The sequence below is a fragment of the Devosia sp. WQ 349K1 genome, assembly GCF_016595685.1.
In the GTDB taxonomy this organism is placed as follows: domain Bacteria; phylum Pseudomonadota; class Alphaproteobacteria; order Rhizobiales; family Devosiaceae; genus Devosia.
Map to the genome: position 1 here is coordinate 521,974 of NZ_JAENGO010000003.1, position 21,759 is coordinate 543,732.

Genomic DNA, 21,759 nt, shown 5'->3' on the forward strand with positions numbered 1-21,759 from the left:
GGGAAAGGCACAAAAAAGGCCCCGGTGGGGGCCTTTTTATTCTTGGTAACAATCGGGCTTAGCTGAAGACCGATGCGCCGTGGTCGGCGGCGCCGACGAGAGCGCGGAAGCCGGCGAAGAGTTCGCGGCCGGTGCCCCAGTGTTCATTGGTCAAATCTTCCGAGGCCGCAGGACGGGCGTCGAATTCGGCTTGGTCGCCGAGGAAGGTCAGCGTTCCGGCTTCGGCGTCGAGGCGGATCAGATCGCCGTCGCGGATTTTGGCGATCGGGCCACCCTGCATGGCTTCTGGGGTCATATGGATGGCCGCAGGGACCTTGCCCGAGGCGCCGGACATGCGGCCGTCTGTGACCAAGGCGACTTTGAAGCCGCGATCCTGAAGGATGGCGAGGGCTGGGGTGAGCTTATGAAGCTCGGGCATGCCCATGGCCTTGGGGCCGGAGAAGCGAACGACGGCGATCACGTCGCCCGTCAGCTCGCCGGCCTTGAACGCGTCCTGCATGGCCTGTTGGCCGTGGAAGACGCGCGCGCGGGCTTCGACAATGCGGTGCTCTGGCTTAACAGCCGACACCTTGATGACCGAACGACCGAGATTGCCGGTGAGAAGCTTCAGACCACCCGAGGTCTGGAATGGGGTTTTGACCGAGGTCAAAACCTTTGGCAGCGCGCTTTCATCGGGAGCGGGCGTGTGGGCGAGCTTGTCCTCGATGAGCTTGGCTTCAACGCCATAGCCCGAAAGGCCCGTGCCCCAGACGGTTTTGACGTCTTCGTGCAGATAGCCATCCGAGAGCAGTTCCTTGATGAGGAAGCCCATGCCGCCAGCAGCATTGAAATGGTTCACGTCGGCCACGCCATTTGGATAGACGCGCGCCAGAAGCGGGGTCGCATCCGAAAGGTCGCTCATATCGTCCCAAGTGACCTTGAGACCGGCAGCGGCAGCAATGGCGATGATGTGCATGGTGTGGTTGGTGGAACCACCGGTCGCATGCAGGCCAACCATAGCGTTGACGATGGCCTTCTCATCGACGATGTGACCGATTGGCGTGTAATTATTGCCCTGATCGGTGAGCGAAAGCGCGCGGCGCGTCGCTTCGCGGGTCAGCGCATCGCGCAGCGGCGTACCGGGATTGATGAAGCTTGCGCCCGGCAGGTGCAGGCCCATGATTTCCATGAGCATCTGGTTTGAGTTCGCCGTGCCATAGAAGGTGCAGGTGCCTGCCGAGTGGTAGGACTTGCTTTCAGCTTCGAGCAGTTCAGCGCGGCCGACCTTGCCTTCCATGAAGAGCTGACGCACGCGGCTCTTGTCTTCATTGGGCAGGCCCGATGGCATGGGGCCAGCAGGAACAAAGACGGCGGGCAAGTGACCAAAGGTCAGCGCACCGACCATAAGGCCGGGAACGATCTTGTCGCAAATGCCGAGGTAGACGGCGGCGTCGAACATATTGTGCGAGAGCGCAATAGCGGTCGACATGGCGATGACGTCTCGCGAGAAGAGCGAGAGGTCCATGCCAGCGTAACCCTGGGTAACGCCATCGCACATGGCCGGAACGCCACCGGCAACCTGTGCGGTTGCGCCGATTTCGCGGGCCGCTTCTTTGATGATGTCTGGGTAGAATTGGTAAGGCTGATGGGCACTCAGCATATCATTGTAGCTGGTGACGATGCCCAAATTGAGTGTCTTGCTGCCCGCTAGAGCTGCTTTTTCCGCCGGGGTACAGGCGGCAAAAGCATGTGCGAGGTTGCCACAACCGAGATGGGCACGGTGGACGGAAGTCTCACGCTGCGCTTCGAGGCGGTTGAGGTATTCCCGGCGCGAATCACGGCTGCGCGCGGCAATACGGTCGGTCACGTCCTGGATAGCCTGACGGACACTCATTTGGATCTCCATAGCTCGCAAGGACGCGCCAAAGGGGGGCCGCTGGCGCGGATGGGCCTTGCATCAAAAGACTGGCAGCCTCAAACGGCCAGAGCGGTCGATTGGGGACCGCTCCAGGAGTTTATGGACACCAGTAAACAGAGAGTGGCGCGCCGGAGCGCAGCACAGCCCGGACTGGCATATCGGCCACCGGACCATCGGCCAGCGCAGCCTCAAGCACGTCAGCCTTTTCCTGCCCTTCAATGTGCAGATAGAGGCCATCGGTCTTGAGCAGACGCGGCAGAGTAAAGGTAATGCGGCTTTCGCCTGCGCCCGGAGCGCGGATCGAGAGGGTTGGGCCCTCTTGGGTCAGCGCTGCGTCGAGCGTGTCGCCGCCAGGGAAGAAGCTGGCGGTGTGACCGTCGCTCCCCATGCCCAGAATGACGGCGGCAAAAGTGTCCGGCAGCGCCGACAACAGCGCGTTGGTCTTGGCGACCTGCGCATCTGTCGGCTCATCGCCACCGGAATAGAGTGGCAAGAAACGAGCGACCGCCGCCGGGCCCTGCAGCATCTTCTCGTTGACGAGAAGCGCGTTGGAGCGATCGGAGGTTTCATCAACCCAGCGTTCGTCAACCAAGGTGACGGTGACCTTGCCCCATTCGATGTCTTTGGTCTTGCCCAAAACTTGGAAAAACTTTCCAGGCGTTGAGCCACCGGAGACAGCGATTGCCGCACTGCCACGGGTGGCAATGGACTGGCGAATGCGGTCAGCCACCGCCTCGGCCAATTCTTTGGCCAAGGTGGGCTTATCAGCGAAGCTGCGACGGTCGATAGTCAAGTTAGTTCGTTCCTTCGTACCAAGTGCGGCCATCGCGCTCGATCAGCGCGACTGCACCAGTTGGGCCCCAAGTGCCCGCTGTATAAGTTTGTGGAGCGTCTGGCGAACGTTCCCAGCCTTCGCGGATCGGGTCAACCCATGACCACGCCGCTTCCAGCTCGTCACGACGCATGAAGAGGGTCTGGCTGCCACGGATCACATCCATCAGCAGACGCTCGTAGGCCTCAGGCGTACGCTCGGAGAAGGTTTCAGCAAAGGAAAGGTTCAATGGCACTTCGCGCAGGCGCATGCCGCCCGGACCTGGGTCCTTGATCATCATCATCAGCTTGACGCCTTCATCAGGCTGCAGGCGGATGATCAGCTTATTGGCCTTCGGCGCGCCTTCGGCGTGATCGAAGATCGAATGCGGGATCGGCTTGAACTGGATGGCGATTTCCGAAACGCGTTCAGCCATGCGCTTACCGGTCCGCAGGTAGAACGGCACGCCAGCCCAGCGCCAGTTGTCGATTTCGGCCTTGAGCGCCACGAAGGTCTCGGTGCGGCTGCCCTTCTTTTCTTCTGGCAGCTCGTCCTGATAGGACGCGACCTTGGCGGTTTCCGAAGATACGCCACGATACTGACCGCGCACGGTCTTGGTCGCCACTTCACCATTGGTGATTGGACGCAGCGCGCGCAGAACCTTGAGCTTTTCGTCACGCAGGGCGTTGGCATCGTCGGATGCTGGTGGCTCCATGGCCACAAGGCAGAGCAGCTGCAGCATGTGGTTTTGGATCATGTCGCGCAGGGCGCCAGATTCGTCATAATAACCACGGGTGCCCGCACCAACGCTTTCCGCGACGGTGAGCTGGACGTGGTCGATATGGGCCGAGTTCCAGATTGGCTCAAACAGGGTGTTGGCGAAACGCAGAGCCAAAAGGTTCTGGACGGTTTCCTTACCGAGATAGTGGTCGATGCGGTACACCTGATCTTCGTGGAAGATCTTGGCGACGCCGTCGTTGATCTTCTTGGACGATTCCAGATCGTGGCCGAGCGGTTTTTCAATCACAACGCGGGAGTCGCGGCGGTAAAGCTTCTTGGCCTTGAGATACTCAGCGATGGGCTCGAACAGATCGGGCGCTACGGCCAGATAGAAGGCACGAACAATGTTCGCGTCATCGCGCAGAGCAGCGCCGAGATCGCCTGACTCGTCAGGCTTGGAGGCATCGACCGGCACATAGGTGCAGATCGAGACGAAGCGCTCGATTGTGGCTTCGTCCTGATAATCTTTTTCCACAAAAGTATGGAGCGCGTCGCGCACCAGTTTCTGGAATTCGGCTTCAGAGAGCTTGGAACGCGACGCGCCAATGATGCGGCTCGTCTCGTCAAACTGACCATCTTTAAAACGGTGATAGAGCGCCGGAACAAGCTTGCGCTTGGTCAGGTCGCCGGTTGCACCGAACACGACATAATCAAAGGGCTGCACTGGAATAATTCGACTGGACAACGGACTAGCCCCTATTTAGCGGCGAAATTCTGTTTGGCGAGGATTACCGCACCATGCAGAGGTTCGTACTTCGGTAAGGCGACAAAGTCACCATAGCGCTCTTGCAGGCGGGGGAACAAACGCTGCCCCAAGCCGCCAACAATGGCCATAACCTGCGCGCCATGGGATTTGAACCAATTAACGTAGGTATCGATATAGCTGAGCTCTATGGCCAGAAGCTTGAGGGCAACTGGATCATTTTGCTCAAGATGGTCGAAGAACAAAGGCATGAGTTTACCGTACTCGCCCGGCGCGCGACCGATCAGGGCATCGTCGCACCCTTCAGAACCGTCACGGCTGAGGAGCTGCAAGCCCATCTCGGTTGCGAACGCCCAAGTCATAATCGACTGGTTTGAACCGCCGAGCGCTGCAGTGACGGCGGCGGTGAGAGGGGAACCCTCAACCAAGCCATCAGCGGCCTCGACAGTGTAACGCACGAGTTCCCGTCCCAGAATCGCACCTGACATCTGGTCGCCGATTGGAAAACCCCAACCGCCGGCCTGATAGCGCGTGCCTGCAACCAAGGACATGGCTGCCGAACCGGTGCCGATGATCACCACGCCACCCTCTGTGCCACCAAGGGCACCAGCGTGGGCGATATCGATATCGTCATAAACCTTTACGCCCGCGAAGGGCCACACACGAGCGGCGAAAGCTTCGCGTGCGCTATCCATACGACCACCGGCCATGCCGAAGCAGGCATAGGTATTGGCTGTTTCAGCGTAGTCTAAACCGGCGGCTGCGAATACATCGCGCGTGCCATCGAGAATAGCGCGATAGGCAGGCTCGCCGCCATCGATCTGGAGGTTGGAACGACCGTTTTTAACCTCAGCCAAAACTTCGAGGTTTTCGTTCGCTAATCTGACACGGCAATTGGTACCGCCGCCATCGACGCCAAGGTAGTAACGCGCCACGAATGGGACTCCGTCTATGGACTGGGATCTGCGATCGAGAATCCGGGAGGAGCTGAGCGCATTGGTCCCAAGCTAGGGCCTGTTTTCGGGGCGGACCATAATGCGAAAGCCGCTAAGACGAAAGTAGCATTCAGGATAAAATGCGTCTCTTCCGCAGGGTGTTTTCAAACCATTATTGCTAGCGCAGGCAAAGTTTCGGCCAAACGGCCTTCATTGTCCCCGCTACCCACCGCTACGGTTTTGATACCTGGGGGATTTTGACCCAGTAAATGGACTAGGCAGAGTTCTGACCAAGGCAGCCTCGAATCGACAGACGAGACATGGCACCATCAGTACGCACGGCATTTGGCGGTCCGTCTGCAAAGTAAGTGGCAGAGCGTACGATTCGGCGCCTCTCTGTGGAGCCTGCGTCTCCTGCGATTAACCCGCAATGGCCGGCCTCCGCCTCCAAAGCGACGCAGTGGAACCCGGCGAATTTGGCAGATCAACTGCTTCAGGGAGACGTGTCCGACGTCGCGTTAATCGGCGGTAGGCATCGCCACGTTCGGTGCCGAGGCGGTCAAACTACACGGCAATTTGAGCCAACGTCGCTGACAACGGAGAGGTTGGGCAGTCATGCTTAGCTCGGTATTTGTTGAACTGTGTCGGAGGCGATGATCGACGCGGAAAGACAGCAATGCGTGAGGGATCTTTCGGCTTTTCTGGAAGCACCCACTATTGGACCGGCCAGTGCGCCTTCAGAACATTTCCAGACACCCACCACTGACGCCAAAGGCGACACTCGTCGGTAGTAATTATAGATACGAATTATAAATTCTGCTTCAAATTATATTAACCATGCAAGTCTAATACTTTAAAATCCTCTTGCGTAAGTAAAATTCTCTTGCTCAAGAACGTATCTAAATCATCTAGGATTGGATCAGGTCGTTTAATGACCGCCGACAGTGTCACCTCTACAGCCTTTGATACCTGCACGACTGTAGCGGCACCTTTAGTGCTGGATGTCGATGGTACACTGCTACGCACGGATTTGCTGCACGAGACCGCCATTGCTTATGTGAAGGCCAATCCACTCGGACTGATCTTTCTGGTTTGGTGGCTGATCCAAGGCAAGGCTGTATTGAAGCGCAAATTGGCAGAGCGCGTTAGGCTCGATGTCGAGACTCTGCCGATCAATGCCGAATTGGACGCGTATGCGCGCCTCGAACATAGCAATGGCCGAACCGTCTGCCTGGCGACCGCCGCCGATGAGCTGCTGGCGATAAGATTGGCCCAGCGCTTTGATTTCGTAAGCTTCGTAATGGCAAGCAATGGTCGCAGAAATCTCAAGGGAGCCACCAAGGCTTCCGCATTACGTGAGCGGTTCCCAGACGGCTTCGCCTATGCCGGGGACAGCAGGGCCGATCTGCATGTCTGGGCTGAAGCAAGCAGCATCGTGCTCGCCGGAGCGAACGCAGCTACCGCCCGTAAAGCGCGAGCGCTGGGCAAGCCCGTGGAAGCCGATTTTTCACGCCCTCGCCTAGGCCTACGCGGCTGGGCCAAGGCCCTGCGGTTGCACCAATGGGCCAAGAATGTTCTGGTCTTTTTACCGCTGGTACTGGGCGGCCTGTTTACGGACCTCGCCGCTTGGACAAATGCGGTATTGGCGTTTCTTGCCTTGGGTGTTCTTGCCTCAGCGACCTATCTGATCAATGACATTTGGGACATTGAGGACGATCGCCAGCACTGGACCAAGCGCAACCGTCCGCTGGCTAGTGGACTTATGACGGTCAAACAAGCCGCTATCGTTACGCCGCTGGCGTTCGCCGTCAGTCTGGCCCTAGGGGCCATGGTCGGTCCGGCCGTGGTCGCCGTGCTTCTGGCCTATCTCGTTCTTACTCTGTGTTACTCGTTCGGCTTCAAGCGTAAGCCAGTGCTGGACGCCTTTACCCTAGCTTTGTTGTTTACCTTGCGGTTGGTCCTGGGGATTGCCGCCGTCGGAGTGGTGCCATCGCCTTGGCTGCTGGTATTTTCCATGTTCCTCTTCACTTCTCTGTCCTTCGCGAAGCGACAGACGGAGGTGCTGCGCCTCGTTGAGAAGAAACAGGACACCGGCGACAAGATTTCCGGCCGGGGCTATTTCGTTACCGATGCCCCCTTTATTCTCGCCATGGGCGTGTCGTGCGGCATGGCGTCGATCTTGATCATGGTGCTCTATCTGACCCAGGATGCCTTGCTGGTGGATTTCTATGGCAATCCTGACTGGCTATGGGCCATTCCCGCCATGTTGTTCTTGTGGCTGTCGCGCATCTGGATGCTGTCTCAGCGGGGCGAGCTGCTCGACGACCCTGTGGTCTTTGCGATGCGCGATCCGAAAAGCCTGATGCTCTGCGCCGGTCTCGGCCTGTTCTTTGTTATGGCCTGTCTGGGCCTGCCCTACTGATGGAGCGCATCCCTCAACTCGTTCGGTTCCTGCTGCTAGGCGGGCTGGCCGCCGCCGTGAACTGGCTGGTGCGTATCCCCCTCTCAGTTTTTCTGCCTTTCGATATGGCAGTTGCGCTGGCCTACCTAATTGGCATGTCGGCTGGGTTCACGCTCTACCGCAAATATGTCTTTCCCGGTGCCTCGCGGCCGCTCATCGAGCAGGTCGTGGTTTTTCTGGGCGTCAACCTCGTCGGTGCGATCGTGGTGCTGGGCTTGTCGCGACTGTTCGTCGACATGCCGATCGGGGACAGCCTCCCGCCCCTGGTGCGTGAGAGCGTCGCGCATGGCGTTGCCATCGGCATCGGCGCAGTTGTGAATTTTCTGGGGCACAAGCTGCTGACGTTCCGGCCGGCGGGCTCTGGCTCTGGCGCTGACGCCTGACCAGTATCCGCTCATCGCTCTGTACTCGACCTGAGAGAGAAATGTCTGTTCAACGCATCGTAATTTCAGGCCTTCTGGCCCTGCTGGTTCTGGCATTTCTGGGTGTGTTCGGCCTTGCCGTTCTAGGCGAGGCGCCTGGAAGCAATTCTTACGCACTTCTGGCCGAGGGCTGGCTGCAGGGACGCTTCCATACCGAACAATGCTTTGACGATGATTGCGCGCTCTTCAACGGGCTCATCTACATCATCTTCCCCCCGATGCCGGGCATTGTTGCTCTGCCTTTTGTCGCCTTGTTCGGCACCGGTTTTAACTTTTTTGTCCCGCTGACCATCGTGGCTTTCGGCATCACTGGCTGGATGTGGTGGCGTATTTTTATCCGCGAAACGAATTCGCGCGATCTGACGATCCTGCTGCTCCTGATGGTGCTGTTCGCCACGCCTCTCGTCTTTGTCACCCTGCGAGCAGATCATGTGTGGTTCTTTGCCCAGAGCTGGGGCTTTCTGTTTTCGACGGGGGCACTCTATTTCGCGCTGGTCCGGCGCAATGCCTTGCTTGTCGGTCTCTTCATCGGCATGGCTTTCCTGTCCCGCCAGATGACTATTCTCTATCTACCGTTCCTGTATGTACTGTTGCTGCCCTCTGGCACGCCGCTGTTCCAGATCAATTTGGCCGCCATCAAACGCGCCCTGACACTGGCCGCTTTCCCGATTTTAGCTCTGGCAATCTATTTCGCCTACAATTACGTCCGGTTTGGCTCACCGATGGAAACGGGCTATTCTTATATTTTCCCGGTAGAATTCAACGAGGGGCCGGAAGCGGTTTCGTTCTTGGGCAACCGGGTGCGGGAACTCGGAATCTTTTCTGAGCAGTATTTCCTATTCAATCTGGTCTATATGTTCATTGCTGGACCTCATGTGGAGTTCGCTGGGCGCTACATGACCGAAGTTGTCGGGTTCGACATCAACGGTGCTTCGCTTTTCCTGGTCACGCCGGTACTGCTGCTGGCCTTCCTAGCTCCCTGGAGTCGTAGTTTTTGGTTTGGACTAGGCACGGCGGGCCTGATCCTCGTCTTGACTTTATTTTATCATTCCAACGGTTTTTCACAATTCAGTGCGCAGCGTTACGCGCTCGACTGGTTGCCGATCCTGCTTGTGTTCTTGGCGCGAGGGGTCAAGCCAGAATATGCACCGCCGTTGGCCATTCTCACGGTCTACGCGATGGGGGTCACGCTGAGCATAATCGCATTGGGTGGGTTTCTAGCAGCATAATTGGCGGCATAGGGGAAACTGCGGCCTTGGCGAAAATGCCAGGCCGCATGATGGGCATCGCACTATTTGGAACAGTCAGCTTTGCCGCCCGTCTGCCTTTCAATAGCGCCATCACCAATGCCTCGGGCTTAGATCGTCGCTGGCGACACAGATAGAAGTTTTCATCCGATCATTGCCATTCGGGATCGGTTCGAACGCGATCCGGTTGCAATTGGTAGTCCGATGGCTTCGAAGCGTTCGGAACGCGCTATCTCCGCCTGAGCACCACCCGGGCCCTTACTGGTGGCGGCAAGATCGCTCTGGATACAACCAACTTCATGGCTGGGCCTATTCCGGTCGCAACATTGCCTGCGCCTACAATTATGCTCCTGAGGGAACAGATGGTGCGGAGCGTGAGTTGGAGAAGGGGACATCGACGCTTCGGCGCAACGACCGCCCGCAAGGAAAATCCGATGGAAAGACACTGCTTGGTATTGGGCGGCGCGCGATCCGGCAAGACCGGTTTTGCAGAGCGACTAACCCTGAGAAATGGCACCACACCGGCCTATCTGGTCACCACCGCGCAGCGTGACAGCGACATGCGTGAGCGGATCGCCGCGCATCAGCTTGGTGGCATGCGGTACACCGTGATTGAGGAGCCGATTGAGCTGTGCCATGCGCTGATCAAAGCGTCGAAAAACCATGATGTAATTTTTGTGGACTGCGTGACGCTGTGGATCAGCAATATGCTGAAACTGAATAATGACGTCGCCAATGCGGTGAGCGAGCTGTGTGCCACGCTGGTCGAACTCAAGGGCACGAAGGTGATCCTGGTCTCCGATGAAGTGGGGCAAGGTGTTGAGCCCGACACTGCCATGGCGCGCACGTTCCGCGACTTGGCAGGCTCAGCCCACCAAAGGCTCGCCGAAGTGTGCGAGGACGTCTATTTCGTCGTCGCCGGCATGCCGATGACAATCAAAGGCAAGCCTGCCGGATTAAGCTGAAGCGTCCAGCGCGCGGAATTTTTGTGGACGCAAGAGCTGTGGATTGGGTGCAAGCTTTGGAAACACCCTTGTCGATCAATGGCTTGCCACCTGTGGCACTTTGCTCAGAATGCTTCTGAAAATCGTTTGCAAATTCAATCACTTGCTGATCAGGCATGAGCGGCGTAAGGCAGGTTTTTACCAGCCGCAAGGAAGCTTTGCCCATGGCGATCACCAACAAGACACTGGCCATTGCATCGACCAGCCTGGTTGTTGGGGTTCTCGTTCTGGGCCTGAAAGTCTGGGCCTGGTGGGTGACTGGCTCGGTGGCGCTGTATTCGGACGCGCTTGAATCGACGGTCAATGTGGTGACGGCCATTGTGGCGCTGATCGCAGTGCGTCTGGCGCAGCGTCCGGCCAATGCCAACATGCCCTATGGCTACCACAAGGCCGAGTACTTCTCAGCGGTGATCGTGGGCGTGATGATCATTGTCGCGGCCATATTGATTCTGCGCGAAGCTGTGCTGGGTTTCCTCAACCCGGAAATGCCCGAAGCGCCAACGCTTGGTTTGGCGATCAGTGCGGGTGCGACGGTGATCAATGTCGTGTGGGCAATGGTATTGCTCCGCCATGGCCGTCAGGCGCGCTCGCCGGCCATTGAAGCCGATGGCAAGCATTTGATGACGGACGTGGTTTCGACCATCGGCGTGCTGATTGGCCTAGCGCTGGTTTATGCCACCGGCATTGCGCAGCTCGACTCCATTCTTGCAGCCCTTGTGGCGCTCAACATCATCTGGTCGGGCTGGGGCGTGATCAAGGACAGTGTCGGCGGGCTGATGGACGTTGCCGTGCCTGCCGAAACGCAGAAGATTATCCGCGAGGCCATCGCGTGCACGGCAAACGGCGCGCTGGAAGCCCACGATGTCCGCACGCGACAGGCGGGAAAGATTACCTTTATCGACTTCCACCTTGTGGTGCCGGGCGCGATGACAGTGGATGCGGCGCATGAGATTTGCGACCGGATTGAAGCCAAGCTTAAAGAGCTGGTCAAAGACTGCCAGATCACCATTCACGTTGAGCCAGAAGACAAGGCCAAGCACGCTGGCATCGTCGTCCTGTAAATAAGACCTACGGCAATTTACTGAGGCTTATTGTTTCCAAACTAGTCTTCCTGAGGATCCACTCTCAGGAGGACGGGGTATTGCGATCAATCCTTTCGCTGAACAGCTACATCGCCCCCAAGCTTCTGCGTATCGTCTATTGGATCGGCCTTATCTGCATTGGTGTGTTTGCTCTGGCCGGGATTTATAACGCGCTGACCTACACGGGTGACTTGCGCCTCAGCACGCCGCAGACTGGCTTTATGTCCTTGGTCATTGTGATCTTTCTGACCATAGCGGCAACCATCATTTGGCGACTTGCGGTCGAGCTCATCTTAGTGGTCTTCTCAATTCATGACCTGCTTCGAGACATTCGCAACCAAGTGGCGCCCAACCCTCAGCCTGTCTACAATCGGCGGAGCACTGATCCTCGCTAGTTTTGGGCCCCCCCCTGCCCACGGCCAATTTTGGGGGCAGTATCAAAACCCCAGCTTTCACTACGCCATCGACATACCGCCGGGCTTTGAGAGCAGTAGTGCGAATGAAGATGGGACGGGGGCGATTTACTATCGGCTGGACGCCGAACAGGTGCTCTCGCTCTGGGCCGGGGAAAACGCTTTAGGCATTGAGGCAGTGGCCGGGGCTCAAGCGCAGGAGCTGGAAGCACAGGGGTGGGTTCTGGGCATGAACACCAGTACCCCAGACTGGTCCGCCCTCACCGCGCAACGCGACCACCGTATCAGCATCGAGCGGATCATTGAGCTGTGCGAGCCGGGGCAGTATGCGGGTTTCCGCATGGAATTCCACATTCGCGACTTAGCGCCGATCGAGCCCGTGATTGAAGGCCTGACGCGCTCGTTTAGGCCTGAGGGCTGTTAGCGCGCCACGGTGACGTGGTGAACAGCAGGGCCAAGGCGCCGGACAGGCCAACCCGCAAAATCTCGGGAGCGCTAAAGAGGGTTTCCCCGCCGACCGATAATAGGATCAGGTAGACGCCAAGCATGCTGGTCACAAAGCCAATGCCTATGGCCGCACCGCAGCGGGTCGCCGCGGATTTGAGGCGCGGTTCGAGGCGCAAATAGACCAAAGCGGCAAGGATGGCCGGGAGCACACCAAAGAGGAAACCGAAGACCATAAACATGAAGATGACCGGCCCGAGATATTCGAGCTCAGGCAAGCCCTCGACGACGACGTTCAGCGCCAGCATCGAGAGCCCACCGATGATCGGGCCGAGCAGGATGATAGCGAGCAAACGCCGACTTTGCCCATCGACCGACCACTTCGACATAAGCTCTAGGCCTTCTTGAGGAACTCAGTACGCAGGACTAGGCCTTTGACCTTTTCGACATTGCATTCGATCAGATCGGTGTCTTCGGTGAGACGGATATTCTTGCACATGGTGCCACGCTTGAGCGTTACCGAAGTCCCCTTGACCTTGAGATCTTTGATCAGCGTGACGCTATCGCCGTCATTGAGCTGGGTGCCATTGGAGTCGCGGGTAATTTCAGTCACGGTGTCGTCCTAAATTCAATAAAGAGCCCCCTTTCGTAAAAGTGAGCCCAGCAGGCAGTCTCACCACCTTGCACAGATCGGCTACGGGGCCAAGGGCCCCAGATCAGTCGCAGTGCTATTCCTCAACGGGCTCGCCCTCGTCAAAACCATCATAGCCTTCGGGATATTGGTAACCCATGCCGGCGGTCTGCACTTTAACGCCGACTTTGGCGACGAGGGGATCATCGGAGGTTACGGTGACGTCGCCCGAAATCGTCGTGACATCGACGTCCGGCTCTTCCACCGTTGGCGCGAAGCGGATCATCGGCACACAGGGGGCTTCGGTGTTCCAAAGCTTGCCGCCTTCGTGCAGGAAGACATAGCCGCCATAGTCCCACCAAAAGCCCGCAAAGCTAACAGGCTCGCCATTGCGTGCCGCCACTTCAGCCGCCGTTTGACCAACGTAGAGACCTTCTGGGGTGGCCAGCGTTGGCGGAAGGTCGACATAGCTGACGAAACGCGTGTTGGCCTCGTCGAACCATTGGAAGGCAATTTTGCGATCGGGATCGTCGCCATAAACCAAGGTGCCGAAAACAGGCACGCCTTCGACACTGTCGACCTCTATACGCGCCTCGACGTTTTCAGCGCCGAAGTGCGCGATGATCATGTCGACGGTGACGTCGGGGCCAAATACGCCTTCGCATTGCACGCGTTCTGGCGCGGTGTGTGGTGCTGTGGCGGATTTATCCTTGGTTTTTGCAAAGGCAACGGGCGACAAAGCCAAGGACGATATGATTAGGGTAGAGATAGCCAGGCGGGTCAGCATGAGTGTTAATCCTCCTCCCAGAACTTGAATATGCGCATGCATCAAAACGCATCGCAGACAACACCTTGCCAGATGAACGCAAGCTGAAGGCTCCGACAATGAAACCCATCAAATTCGAACGCGACGAAATGAAAATTATCGTTGCGGAAGTTCAAGATTATTTCCAGAACGAGCTCGATAGCAATATCGGCTCCATTCCTGCTGAATTGCTGGTTCAGTTCTTCGCCGAAAAGATTGGTGCGCATTATTATAATCGCGGTCTGCATGACGCTCAGGCGCTGGTGCGCAAGAAGATCGACGACGTAAGCGACGAGATTTTCTCGTTGGAAAAGACCACCCGCACGCGCCGCTAGGTGAGCGGCATGTCTGTTGCGACACCCTTAGCGGGACGCAACAGAACCCCTGTGCAGTTGGCCAGATACTGATATGAGAGTGCACCACTTCAGCTGATTTTGGAGGAAGCCTTGGGCTTCAACTTTGCCACGCTTGCGCCGATTGGCCTCTTGCTTGCGTCCAATGTCTTTATGACCTTCGCTTGGTACGGACACCTCAAATTCCCCCACGCTGCGCTGTGGGTGGTGGTGATGGCCAGCTGGGCGATTGCCTTTTTCGAGTATTGGCTTGCCGTTCCGGCCAATCGCATGGGCTATGGCACGTTCTCCGCCGCCGAGTTGAAGACCATTCAAGAGGTCATTTCACTCTCGGTATTCGTGCTGTTCGCCGTGTTCTATCTCGGTGAGAAATTGACCTGGAACCACGGCATTGGCTTTGCGCTGATCGCGCTCGGGGCCTTCTTCATTTTCAAGGGGCCGCTGAAATAGCGACCCCTTTCTGTGCCTAGTGGTCGGCGGTGACGCCGCCGACAACTGCAATGGAACTGGGCGCACCACCAAGGTCGATCGACCCGGTCACGGCAAAGCTTTTAAGATCGAGCTTGTGGATTTTGCCTGTGGCGGGATCGGTGACCAGCAAGTCATCACCCGCATAGCCAAGCCGCGGCATTGGCGTGCCATGGCCGCCATCGGTGGCGTAAGGCTCGGTTACCTTGGCTTTGCGCAGCAACTCGCCACGCACACTATCAAGCTCCTGCACCGATCCATCGGCGAGCAATAGATAGGCGAAGCGCGAGTTTTCTCCGTTCAGAACAAAATGCACACGCGTGTCTGGAAGGCTGACGAGGCGAATTGGCGTTTCGGCCTCGGGCTCAATAATGGCCACATGCTTGGGACCGTAATTGCCGAGGAAATAGTCGAGGTTCTTGCCGGCCAATAGTGTCCCTACCCGCCCTTCGGGCAGATCGGTGAAGGGAAGAAGCGTAAAGTCCGGCTTGGCCCCATTGGCAATCAGCACCCCGTCGGAACACCCAAAGGCGATAACGTCGCCTGAAGAGGCTTCCCCGTGAACATCGGCGCACAGCTCCGTCGTCCCGACAATGTCGCCACTGGCGTCAAAGACATTAAAGCCACTGGGCAGCTTGCCATCTTCCGAAACCGGCTTAGTGACAATGGCACCGCCACTAAAGGGAACGGCAACGCCGTGGTGCGGCTTGCCGCTGTCGAGCTCCACTGACTCGTATGTTCCCTTTTGCCAGAGCGTTGCATCGGAGAGCTGCACCTTGCCGCTTTCGTCAAAAAAGATGGCAAGCTTGCCATCATGTTCGACGAAATGGGCGGGCTTTTGGCCTTCCGCTTGCGGGGCCAAGAGAGCGGGATCACCTAGTTTGAGGTCGGCATGATCGCCGTGGTCTTCAACGGTCAGGCCGGTTGAAATGGCCTGGACCTGATTGGCTTTACCCTGGACGGCGAAAACGGCATGCCCTCCCTTAGCGGCATAGAGCGTTGCCGGAGCAGCAAGCTTATAGGTCGCGATGGTGTTGTCACTTTCCAGATCAATGACAGAGACATTGGCGCTAGCACTGTCGGCGACAAAGGCCCGCCAAACTGAATGGGTGTCCTCAGCGTAGGCGAGAGGAACATTGGCCGAGGATAAGAGGAGGGCAGCAAGCAAGGCGACGCGCATGGGATTATCCTTGATATGTTAGAACGTTACATTTCGAGAGATGAGAGGCGTGCGAAGACGGCCGTCTGGACGACGCCGAGACCGCCTGCTGGTGCAGGCGGAATAGGATGAAGGGGGAGTTGTTAGTTCAGGCAGTCCACAAGACCGGTCGCAATAGAACGGAGCATTGCGGGATAAAGGTCTGGCCCTTCGGACAGCGCGGACCCTTCAGGATCCAGCACGCCTGACTTGGCGGCCGAGCCCTCAACAATGACGCGCACCACTGCGGGCTCGAAATTGGGTTCCGCAAAGACGCAGGTTGCGCCAAGCTGGGCGACCTTGTGCCGAAGCTCATCGATGCGGGCCGCGCCGGGAGCAACGTCTGGCGAGACGGTGACCGTGCCCGCAAGGGTGAGATCAAAACGTTGTTCGAAATACTGATAGGCGTCGTGGAAGACGACGAAGGGTTTTCCGGCAATTGGGGCGAGCTGGGCCGCGAGTTCGACCGTTAGCGCCTCAAGCGCGGCACGGGTGGTTTGCGCATTAGCCACATAGGTTGCCGCATTGTCCGGGTCGGCCGCGACCAGTGTTGTTTCGATGTAGTCGGCCATAAGAATTGCATTTTGTGGGTCTAGCCAGAAATGCAGATCCTCTCCGCCATGAGAGCCATGGTCGTGCGCATGATCATGCGCGTGGTCATCCTCATGGGCATGAGTCGCGTGCTCTTCAGCAGTTTCGTTCGCATGATCGTGGTCATGCGCCTCAAAGGCTCCGCCTTCGCGCATGGGCAGAAGCTGCAGGCCCGGTGTATCGGCAAAGGCGACAATTTGGGCCTTGGTGGACAGCGTTTTGAGGGCATCAGCCAAGAACAGCTCAAAGCCATTGCCAGTCCAGAAGACGATATCAGCGCTCTCAAGCGCTGCCGCGTCGGATGGGCGGAGCGAATAGGTGTGCGGCGAGGCAGCGCCTTTGACGATCAAGGTTGGTGCAGCGGCATCGCCCATAACGGCAGTGACCAGCGAATGGATGGGCTTGGTTGAGGCAACGACATTGGGCGCAGCCAAAACTGTGCCGGTGAGCAGCATGGTCGCGAACGCGGCGAGGGAGAGCAGCTTGGTCATATGTATGCCTTCAGGGTAATGTTATGTTATTACGCTTGCGGCGATGTTATGCTATAACGTAAAGCTAAGCGTCAAGAGCGTGGGTTAGAGAAACTTGCTTCCCACCGATCACGTTCGCAGCCTGCCCCCCGAAGCCCCCGGGCCAAGTGAGTTTGAGTTGAACAAGACTATGAACAGCGCCAGCACACGCGAAAAGCTCATCACGCTCACCAATGCCGGCGTGCGCAAAGGCGCGCGGGTACTGGTCGAAGGCGTTGATCTGTCAATTGCGCGCGGCGAGATTTTGACCCTGATTGGCCCCAATGGCTCGGGCAAGAGCACCACGGCCAAAATGGTGACGGGTGTTCTGAAGCCAAGCATGGGCGAGGTATCGCGAAAACCGGGGCTGACCATTGGCTATGTGCCACAAAAGCTGGCAATCGACTGGACCTTGCCACTGACCGTCGAGCGTTTGATGACGCTGACAGGAACATTTCCCAAGGATGACATCATCCGTGCGCTCGACGCCGTTGGGGCCAAGCGCTTGCTGGGCGCGGCCGTGCAGGAGCTGTCGGGTGGGGAGTTTCAACGCGTGCTGTTCGCTCGCGCCATGATCCGCAAGCCCGATTTGCTGGTGCTGGACGAGCCCGTGCAGGGCGTCGATTTTTCGGGCGAAGTGGCGCTCTATCAGTTGATCCGTGAAATACGGGATACGACTGGCGCAGGCATTTTGATGATCAGCCACGATCTGCATGTGGTGATGGCGGAGACCGATACGGTCATTTGCCTCAATGGCCATGTGTGCTGTCGCGGCACGCCCAATGCGGTGAAGCGCGACCCCAATTATCTCAAGCTCTTTGGCGAGCGCGCCGCTTCGGCACTGGCGATTTATGAGCACCACCACGATCATGAGCATCACGATGACGGCTGCGTGGTTGGCGCGAAGCATGACCACGAGCATGGGCACCATCATGGGCATAGTCATGAGTGACATCGTGTTGAGGTTCCCCCACCCTCAGTCCCTCCCCGCAAGGGGGAGGGAGGCAGAGTTGCGTATGTTGCTAGGATCGAAGACTAAAAATGTTTGGTGATTTCTTTTCTCGAGCACTGATCGCAGGGATTGGGCTTGCCGCTGTAACCGGGCCTCTGGGGTGCTTCGTCATTTGGCGGCGCATGAGCTACTTTGGCGACACCATGGCGCATTCGGCGCTGCTCGGCGTCGCCCTGGCCATGCTGCTCTCTGTGAATGTGACGCTCGGCGTCTTTGTGGTGGCGGCAATGGTGGCGGGGGCCCTCTTGGTCTTGCAGCGCCAAAACACGCTTTCCGTGGATGCGCTGCTGGGGATTTTGAGCCACGCAACGCTGGCGGTTGGCCTTGTGCTCGTGGGTTTTTTGACCACGGTGCGCATCGATCTGATGGGCTTCCTATTCGGGGATATTTTGGCGGTCTCGGTGGATGACATCATCATCATCTATGCCGGCGGCGCAGCGATCCTACTTATGCTGATCCTCAATTGGCGTCCCTTGCTCGCCTCTACGGTCAGCCCTGAGCTGGCCGAGGCTGAAGGTCTGCGCCCGGAAGTGAGCCGGGTTATTCTGATGTTGCTGATGGCCTGCGTGATCGCCATTTCCATGAAGCTGGTCGGCGTTTTGCTGATCACCTCGCTGCTGATTATCCCAGCGGCAACGGCGCGACGGTTGAGTGCGACACCGGAAATGATGGCGCTCGTCGCTTCAGGCTTGGGCATGATTGCCGTGGTTGGCGGGCTCTTCGGCTCGCGCACTTGGGATACGGCTTCAGGCCCTTCAATTGTAGTGATGGCGCTGGTGCTGTTTTTGCTGTCACTATTGGTCCCGGCCGGACGGCTTTTCGGGAGGAAAGAACACAATGGCGCATAGTCACGAGATTCCCACGGACCTGACCCGAAATCAGGAATTGGTGCTGGGCGCGCTCAACACCTCCCCTGCCCCACTTTCAGCCTATGACATTCTCGATCGCTTGCGCATCGAGGGCATTAAGGCGCCGCTGCAGATTTATCGCGCTCTCGACAAGCTGGTGGAGCGCGGCCTCGCGCATCGGCTAGAGTCCCTCAACGCATTCGTCGCCTGTGCTGACGCGCATTGCCACCGCAAGGGGCTGATTGCTTTTGCGATTTGTGAGGACTGCGGCAAGGTCGCCGAATTTGCCGACGCGGTGATCGAAGAACGCCTGAGCGGGTGGGCGCAATCGACGGGGTTTAAGGTCGAACGGACGACCATGGAAATTCGCGGCAAGTGCGAAGAGTGTTTGCAAAAGGCGGCATAGGATACCCCCACCCTCAGTCCCTCCCCTCAATGGGGAGGGAGGAGAAGAGGAGAGAGGCCCTCGTGGCTTTAAGCTGCTGAATAGCTGAGGAAGCGGACGGCGGCAGCGCCGTATTCGCGAGTGTCTTCCAGCTCAAAACCTGCCGGAATGGTGACTTCGGCATCGGCCGATTCTTCCCAAACGATCAGCGCGCCAGGGGCGAGCCAGCCGTTAGCGGCAATCTCAATGAGCGCCTTTTCACCCAGAGACTGGCTGTAGGGCGGATCAAGGAAGACGAGGTCGAACTGGCCAAAGGTGCCGGGTGTGCCCAGAGCCGTGGCGTCGCGGCGCAGGAGCTTGGTGATGCCCGCCACGCCAAAATCCTGAATGTGATCGCGGATCAAGCCGCGCCCTTCAGCACCAGTTTCAACGAAGGTGCAGTGGGCAGCGCCGCGCGAGAGAGCTTCAAGGCCGAGAGCGCCCGTGCCTGCGAACAGGTCGAGCACGCGCTTTTCAACGAGCACTGGTCCCAGACGCGAACCCAGAATGTTGAAGATCGACTCGCGAGCGCGATCCGAGGTGGGGCGGATGCTGTCGTCGGATGGGGAATTGAGCTGCTTGCCCCGGAATTTGCCGGCAACGATGCGCATGGTTTTTATCTCCACCGATCTAGGCGCTTAAGCGGCCATTCGGTTTGCAATACAGATAGACAAGCCCCCGCTTTCGCGGGGGCTAAAGGTTTGCTGATTAGCCGCGTGGCTTACGCGGACCGGTGGGGCGAGGACCGCCCGAAGATGGACGCGAGTTCGACGGACGACCGCCGGCGGGACGTGCACCACCCGGCTTGCCGCCGAATGGCTTCGCGCCAAACGGCTTTGCACCGAAGGGCTTACGGTCACCGAATGGCTTGTCGCCACGCGCTGGACGATCCGAACGCTGCGGACGATCACCGTAATCGCGCTGTGGGCGATCATTCGATGGACGGTCCGAACGCTGTGGGCGATCAGCAAACGGACGATCCGAGCGCTGTGGACGATCACCGAAGCCGCGTGCTGGACGCTCGCCAGATGGACGCTCTGAGCGTTGTGGACGATCACCGAAGCTACGCGCTGGACGGTCACCCGATGGGCGTTCTGAACGCTGTGGGCGATCACCAAACGGACGATCCGAGCGCTGTGGACGATCACCGAAGCCGCGTGCTGGACGCTCGCCCGATGGACGCTCTGAACGCTGTGGGCGGTCGCCGAACGGACGATCCGAACGCTGCGGACGATCACCGAAGCTGCGTGCTGGACGCTCACCCGATGGACGCTCAGAGCGCTGTGGACGATCACCAAAATCGCGCTTTGGACGGTCGCCAAATGGACGATCCGAACGCTGTGGACGATCACCGAAATCACGCTTTGGACGGTCGCCGAATGGCTTGTCGCCACGTGGCGCACGATCACCAAACGGCTTGTCGCCACGTGGTGCGCGGTCACCGTATGGCTTGTCACCGCGTGGAGCACGATCACCATACGGCTTGTCGCCGCGTGGAGCGCGATCACCATACGGCTTGTCACCACGTGGAGCACGATCACCAAATGGCTTGTCACCGCGTGGAGCGCGATCACCGCGGTCTTCGCGTGGTGCGCCGCTGCCGAAGCTGCGCGCTGGCTGATCATCACGATCAAAGCGCGCGCGTTCCTGAGCGCGTGGTTCGTAGGCTTCTGGTGCGCGACCGTCGTCGTCAAAGTGTACCTTGCGGGTACGGCCTGTCGGACGCTCTTCATCGCGGCTGCCAAAACGCGGCGGGGCGCCACGGGCAGGATTTGGACGGGCATGGTCACGGTCACGTGGGGAGCGGACGCGATAGGTCTCGTCACGAACTGGCGGCACGTACTCTGGCATTTCACTTTCGAAATCGACACCAGCCGATTCAGCAAGCTTCTTGCCGAGCTGATCGCGCAGCATGCGGGACTTGACCATTTCGACGCCACCTTCGGCCAGATCGCCGAGCTGGAACGGGCCATAGGAGACGCGGATAAGACGGTTCACTTCGAGGCCGAGGGAGCCAAGAACGTTCTTAACTTCGCGGTTCTTGCCTTCACGCAGACCAAGAACCATCCAGACGTTGTGGCCCTGCTCGCGTTCTAGCGTTGCTGTGATCGGACCGTATTGGATGCCGTCAACAGTGATGCCGTGCTTGAGCGCATCAAGCTGCGCCTGAGTGACGTGGCCATAAGCCCGCACGCGGTAGCGACGCAGCCAACCGGTGGCTGGCAGCTCGAGGACGCGCTTGAGGCCACCGTCGTTGGTCAGCAGAAGCAGACCTTCGGTGTTGATGTCGAGACGGCCAACAGTGAGGACGCGCGGCAGACCCATGCGGTCGAGCGCTTCGAAGATCGTTGGGCGACCTTCTGGGTCCTTTTCGGTAACAACGAGGCCGGCAGGCTTGTTGTAGAGCCAAACGCGTGTGCCCTGGCGGGCAGCGAGTGGCAGGCCATCGACTTCGATCTTGTCGCGGCTGGTAACGTTAAAGGCCGGGGTAATGACCTTCTTACCGTTCACCGAAATACGGCCATCGGCAATCCAGCCTTCAGCGTCACGGCGGGAGCAGAGGCCGGCGCGGGCGATGACCTTGGCTAGACGGTCAGCTGCTTCGGGTTGTTTAGGAGTGTCGCTCATAGCGGACTTTCAAAACATGCGGGACCCATAATGCCTATGCAGGGGCTTAGGCGGGCGGCGCGGAAAAAAAGGGAAAGCGGCCGGATAGATCCG

23 protein-coding genes are annotated in these 21,759 nt (G+C 58.4%); 12 read left to right on the plus strand and 11 right to left on the minus strand.

Going from position 1 to position 21,759, the window contains the following annotated elements:
- Positions 1 to 58: 58 nt before the first annotated feature.
- The 4 genes from edd to JHL21_RS08605 form a co-directional block, all read right to left on the minus strand.
- Positions 59 to 1,873 carry a phosphogluconate dehydratase gene (gene edd, locus JHL21_RS08590; protein WP_200212975.1) on the minus strand — a complete coding sequence of 605 codons (1,815 nt, stop codon included), beginning with the start codon at positions 1,871 to 1,873 and terminating at the stop codon, positions 59 to 61.
- 121 nt (positions 1,874 to 1,994) lie between these two features.
- Positions 1,995 to 2,690, minus strand: coding sequence for a 6-phosphogluconolactonase (pgl, locus tag JHL21_RS08595; protein WP_254081972.1), 696 nt, complete (start codon positions 2,688 to 2,690; stop codon positions 1,995 to 1,997).
- A 1-nt stretch (position 2,691) separates the two neighbouring features.
- On the minus strand, positions 2,692 to 4,173 hold the full coding sequence (gene zwf, locus JHL21_RS08600; protein WP_200212977.1) for a glucose-6-phosphate dehydrogenase: 1,482 nt from the start codon (positions 4,171 to 4,173) through the stop codon (positions 2,692 to 2,694).
- Between the two features lie 11 nt (positions 4,174 to 4,184).
- Positions 4,185 to 5,126: a BadF/BadG/BcrA/BcrD ATPase family protein gene (locus tag JHL21_RS08605; protein WP_169195840.1), complete on the minus strand. Its 942-nt coding sequence runs from the start codon at positions 5,124 to 5,126 to the stop codon at positions 4,185 to 4,187.
- A 931-nt stretch (positions 5,127 to 6,057) separates the two neighbouring features.
- Here JHL21_RS08605 and JHL21_RS08610 point away from each other — a divergent pair.
- The 7 genes from JHL21_RS08610 to JHL21_RS17595 all read left to right on the plus strand — a co-directional run bounded on the left by JHL21_RS08610 (position 6,058) and on the right by JHL21_RS17595 (position 12,179).
- Entirely contained in the window at positions 6,058 to 7,548 is a 1,491-nt protein-coding gene (locus JHL21_RS08610) for a UbiA family prenyltransferase (RefSeq protein ID WP_200212978.1), read from the plus strand.
- On the plus strand, positions 7,548 to 7,970 hold the full coding sequence (locus tag JHL21_RS08615; RefSeq protein ID WP_200212979.1) for a GtrA family protein: 423 nt from the start codon (positions 7,548 to 7,550) through the stop codon (positions 7,968 to 7,970). The genes JHL21_RS08610 and JHL21_RS08615 overlap by 1 nt, the downstream gene beginning before the upstream one ends.
- A gap of 41 nt (positions 7,971 to 8,011) precedes the next feature.
- On the plus strand, positions 8,012 to 9,238 hold the full coding sequence (locus JHL21_RS08620) for a hypothetical protein (protein ID WP_200212980.1): 1,227 nt from the start codon (positions 8,012 to 8,014) through the stop codon (positions 9,236 to 9,238).
- Between the two features lie 380 nt (positions 9,239 to 9,618).
- Positions 9,619 to 10,221, plus strand: coding sequence for a bifunctional adenosylcobinamide kinase/adenosylcobinamide-phosphate guanylyltransferase (locus JHL21_RS08625; RefSeq protein WP_248306553.1), 603 nt, complete (start codon positions 9,619 to 9,621; stop codon positions 10,219 to 10,221).
- A gap of 203 nt (positions 10,222 to 10,424) precedes the next feature.
- Entirely contained in the window at positions 10,425 to 11,321 is an 897-nt protein-coding gene (locus JHL21_RS08635; protein WP_169195928.1) for a cation diffusion facilitator family transporter, read from the plus strand.
- Between the two features lie 80 nt (positions 11,322 to 11,401).
- Positions 11,402 to 11,737, plus strand: coding sequence for a DUF4282 domain-containing protein (locus JHL21_RS08640; RefSeq protein ID WP_200212983.1), 336 nt, complete (start codon positions 11,402 to 11,404; stop codon positions 11,735 to 11,737).
- Between the two features lie 151 nt (positions 11,738 to 11,888).
- Positions 11,889 to 12,179, plus strand: a complete 291-nt coding sequence (locus JHL21_RS17595) for a hypothetical protein (RefSeq protein WP_210338871.1) — start codon at positions 11,889 to 11,891, stop codon at positions 12,177 to 12,179.
- Here JHL21_RS17595 and JHL21_RS08650 read toward each other — a convergent pair.
- The 3 genes from JHL21_RS08650 to JHL21_RS08660 form a co-directional block, all read right to left on the minus strand.
- Complete coding sequence (locus JHL21_RS08650) at positions 12,160 to 12,588, minus strand: hypothetical protein (protein ID WP_200212985.1); 429 nt, start codon at positions 12,586 to 12,588, stop codon at positions 12,160 to 12,162. The two genes, JHL21_RS17595 and JHL21_RS08650, sit on opposite strands and share 20 nt — an antisense overlap.
- A gap of 5 nt (positions 12,589 to 12,593) precedes the next feature.
- Complete coding sequence (locus JHL21_RS08655; RefSeq protein WP_169195836.1) at positions 12,594 to 12,812, minus strand: alkylphosphonate utilization protein; 219 nt, start codon at positions 12,810 to 12,812, stop codon at positions 12,594 to 12,596.
- A gap of 115 nt (positions 12,813 to 12,927) precedes the next feature.
- The gene (locus tag JHL21_RS08660; RefSeq protein WP_200212986.1) at positions 12,928 to 13,617 is read right to left on the minus strand and encodes a hypothetical protein; all 690 of its coding nucleotides are present in this window, start codon (positions 13,615 to 13,617) and stop codon (positions 12,928 to 12,930) included.
- 98 nt (positions 13,618 to 13,715) lie between these two features.
- Between JHL21_RS08660 and JHL21_RS08665 the strand changes: the two genes are divergently transcribed.
- The gene (locus JHL21_RS08665; protein ID WP_169195834.1) at positions 13,716 to 13,970 is read left to right on the plus strand and encodes a DUF2164 domain-containing protein; all 255 of its coding nucleotides are present in this window, start codon (positions 13,716 to 13,718) and stop codon (positions 13,968 to 13,970) included.
- Positions 13,971 to 14,081: 111 nt separating this feature from the next.
- Entirely contained in the window at positions 14,082 to 14,438 is a 357-nt protein-coding gene (locus JHL21_RS08670) for a DMT family protein (protein ID WP_302052375.1), read from the plus strand.
- A gap of 16 nt (positions 14,439 to 14,454) precedes the next feature.
- On the opposite strand, the gene JHL21_RS08675 is transcribed toward JHL21_RS08670, so the two are convergent.
- Positions 14,455 to 15,636, minus strand: a complete 1,182-nt coding sequence (locus JHL21_RS08675; RefSeq protein WP_200212987.1) for a hypothetical protein — start codon at positions 15,634 to 15,636, stop codon at positions 14,455 to 14,457.
- Between the two features lie 122 nt (positions 15,637 to 15,758).
- Positions 15,759 to 16,736: a zinc ABC transporter substrate-binding protein gene (locus JHL21_RS08680; RefSeq protein WP_200212988.1), complete on the minus strand. Its 978-nt coding sequence runs from the start codon at positions 16,734 to 16,736 to the stop codon at positions 15,759 to 15,761.
- 169 nt (positions 16,737 to 16,905) lie between these two features.
- Here JHL21_RS08680 and znuC point away from each other — a divergent pair, with 169 nt between their 5' ends.
- The 3 genes from znuC (at position 16,906) to JHL21_RS08695 (ending at position 19,020) form a co-directional block, all read left to right on the plus strand.
- Positions 16,906 to 17,706, plus strand: coding sequence for a zinc ABC transporter ATP-binding protein ZnuC (gene znuC / locus JHL21_RS08685; RefSeq protein WP_200213053.1), 801 nt, complete (start codon positions 16,906 to 16,908; stop codon positions 17,704 to 17,706).
- Positions 17,707 to 17,795: 89 nt separating this feature from the next.
- Positions 17,796 to 18,614: a metal ABC transporter permease gene (locus JHL21_RS08690; protein ID WP_200212990.1), complete on the plus strand. Its 819-nt coding sequence runs from the start codon at positions 17,796 to 17,798 to the stop codon at positions 18,612 to 18,614.
- Positions 18,604 to 19,020, plus strand: coding sequence for a Fur family transcriptional regulator (locus JHL21_RS08695; RefSeq protein ID WP_200212991.1), 417 nt, complete (start codon positions 18,604 to 18,606; stop codon positions 19,018 to 19,020). The genes JHL21_RS08690 and JHL21_RS08695 overlap by 11 nt, the downstream gene beginning before the upstream one ends.
- A 68-nt stretch (positions 19,021 to 19,088) precedes the next feature.
- Here the strand turns inward: JHL21_RS08695 and rsmD are convergent, their stop codons facing one another.
- Both rsmD and JHL21_RS08705 read right to left on the minus strand, forming a co-directional pair.
- Complete coding sequence (gene rsmD / locus JHL21_RS08700; protein ID WP_200212992.1) at positions 19,089 to 19,649, minus strand: 16S rRNA (guanine(966)-N(2))-methyltransferase RsmD; 561 nt, start codon at positions 19,647 to 19,649, stop codon at positions 19,089 to 19,091.
- A 97-nt stretch (positions 19,650 to 19,746) separates the two neighbouring features.
- On the minus strand, positions 19,747 to 21,666 hold the full coding sequence (locus JHL21_RS08705) for a pseudouridine synthase (protein ID WP_200212993.1): 1,920 nt from the start codon (positions 21,664 to 21,666) through the stop codon (positions 19,747 to 19,749).
- Between the last annotated feature and the right edge of the window lie 93 nt (positions 21,667 to 21,759).

Coding starts and splice junctions, on each gene's coding strand:
- edd (WP_200212975.1), bottom strand. CDS start 1,873: ATGAGTGTCCGTCAGGCTATCCAGGACGTGACCGACCGTATTGCCGCG.
- JHL21_RS08610 (WP_200212978.1), top strand. CDS start 6,058: ATGACCGCCGACAGTGTCACCTCTACAGCCTTTGATACCTGCACGACT.
- JHL21_RS08615 (WP_200212979.1), top strand. CDS start 7,548: ATGGAGCGCATCCCTCAACTCGTTCGGTTCCTGCTGCTAGGCGGGCTG.
- JHL21_RS08620 (WP_200212980.1), top strand. CDS start 8,012: ATGTCTGTTCAACGCATCGTAATTTCAGGCCTTCTGGCCCTGCTGGTT.
- JHL21_RS08625 (WP_248306553.1), top strand. CDS start 9,619: ATGGTGCGGAGCGTGAGTTGGAGAAGGGGACATCGACGCTTCGGCGCA.
- JHL21_RS08635 (WP_169195928.1), top strand. CDS start 10,425: ATGGCGATCACCAACAAGACACTGGCCATTGCATCGACCAGCCTGGTT.
- JHL21_RS08650 (WP_200212985.1), bottom strand. CDS start 12,588: ATGTCGAAGTGGTCGGTCGATGGGCAAAGTCGGCGTTTGCTCGCTATC.
- JHL21_RS08660 (WP_200212986.1), bottom strand. CDS start 13,617: ATGCTGACCCGCCTGGCTATCTCTACCCTAATCATATCGTCCTTGGCT.
- JHL21_RS08665 (WP_169195834.1), top strand. CDS start 13,716: ATGAAACCCATCAAATTCGAACGCGACGAAATGAAAATTATCGTTGCG.
- JHL21_RS08675 (WP_200212987.1), bottom strand. CDS start 15,636: ATGCGCGTCGCCTTGCTTGCTGCCCTCCTCTTATCCTCGGCCAATGTT.
- JHL21_RS08680 (WP_200212988.1), bottom strand. CDS start 16,736: ATGACCAAGCTGCTCTCCCTCGCCGCGTTCGCGACCATGCTGCTCACC.
- znuC (WP_200213053.1), top strand. CDS start 16,906: ATGAACAGCGCCAGCACACGCGAAAAGCTCATCACGCTCACCAATGCC.
- JHL21_RS08690 (WP_200212990.1), top strand. CDS start 17,796: ATGTTTGGTGATTTCTTTTCTCGAGCACTGATCGCAGGGATTGGGCTT.
- JHL21_RS08695 (WP_200212991.1), top strand. CDS start 18,604: ATGGCGCATAGTCACGAGATTCCCACGGACCTGACCCGAAATCAGGAA.
- rsmD (WP_200212992.1), bottom strand. CDS start 19,649: ATGCGCATCGTTGCCGGCAAATTCCGGGGCAAGCAGCTCAATTCCCCA.
- JHL21_RS08705 (WP_200212993.1), bottom strand. CDS start 21,666: ATGAGCGACACTCCTAAACAACCCGAAGCAGCTGACCGTCTAGCCAAG.